The organism is Pseudomonas sp. V88_4 (assembly GCF_029967985.1).
Taxonomy (GTDB): Bacteria; Pseudomonadota; Gammaproteobacteria; order Pseudomonadales; family Pseudomonadaceae; genus Aquipseudomonas; species Aquipseudomonas glycinae.
Genome location: NZ_JASCAF010000015.1, coordinates 1 through 1,325, shown reverse-complemented (window position 1 = coordinate 1,325; position 1,325 = coordinate 1). Strand labels below are relative to the sequence as shown.

1 rRNA gene is annotated in these 1,325 nt (G+C 53.7%); it reads right to left on the bottom strand.

Annotated features, from left to right (window positions below):
- Window positions 1-16 precede the first annotated feature (16 nt).
- Window positions 17-1,325, bottom strand: a 23S ribosomal RNA gene (locus QLG12_RS07140); the annotation flags it as partial.

Genomic DNA, 1,325 nt, shown 5'->3' with positions numbered 1-1,325 from the left:
ATTGCTTGGGTGTTATATGGTCAAGCCTCACGGGCAATTAGTATTGGTTAGCTCAACGCCTCACAGCGCTTACACACCCAACCTATCAACGTCGTAGTCTTCGACGGCCCTTCAGGGAACTCAAGGTTCCAGTGAGATCTCATCTTGAGGCAAGTTTCCCGCTTAGATGCTTTCAGCGGTTATCTTTCCCGAACATAGCTACCCGGCAATGCCACTGGCGTGACAACCGGAACACCAGAGGTTCGTCCACTCCGGTCCTCTCGTACTAGGAGCAGCCCCTCTCAAATCTCAAACGTCCACGGCAGATAGGGACCGAACTGTCTCACGACGTTCTAAACCCAGCTCGCGTACCACTTTAAATGGCGAACAGCCATACCCTTGGGACCGGCTTCAGCCCCAGGATGTGATGAGCCGACATCGAGGTGCCAAACACCGCCGTCGATATGAACTCTTGGGCGGTATCAGCCTGTTATCCCCGGAGTACCTTTTATCCGTTGAGCGATGGCCCTTCCATACAGAACCACCGGATCACTAAGACCTACTTTCGTACCTGCTCGACGTGTCTGTCTCGCAGTCAAGCGCGCTTTTGCCTTTATACTCTACGACCGATTTCCGACCGGTCTGAGCGCACCTTCGTACTCCTCCGTTACTCTTTAGGAGGAGACCGCCCCAGTCAAACTACCCACCATACACTGTCCTCGATCCGGATAACGGACCTGAGTTAGAACCTCAAAGTTGCCAGGGTGGTATTTCAAGGATGGCTCCACGCGAACTGGCGTCCACGCTTCAAAGCCTCCCACCTATCCTACACAAGCAAATTCAAAGTCCAGTGCAAAGCTATAGTAAAGGTTCACGGGGTCTTTCCGTCTAGCCGCGGATACACTGCATCTTCACAGCGATTTCAATTTCACTGAGTCTCGGGTGGAGACAGCGCCGCCATCGTTACGCCATTCGTGCAGGTCGGAACTTACCCGACAAGGAATTTCGCTACCTTAGGACCGTTATAGTTACGGCCGCCGTTTACCGGGGCTTCGATCAAGAGCTTCGCGTTAGCTAACCCCATCAATTAACCTTCCGGCACCGGGCAGGCGTCACACCCTATACGTCCACTTTCGTGTTTGCAGAGTGCTGTGTTTTTAATAAACAGTCGCAGCGGCCTGGTATCTTCGACCGGCGTGGGCTTACGCAGCAAGTGCTTCACCCTCACCGGCGCACCTTCTCCCGAAGTTACGGTGCCATTTTGCCTAGTTCCTTCACCCGAGTTCTCTCAAGCGCCTTGGTATTCTCTACCCAACCACCTGTGTCGGTTTGGGGTACGGTTCCTG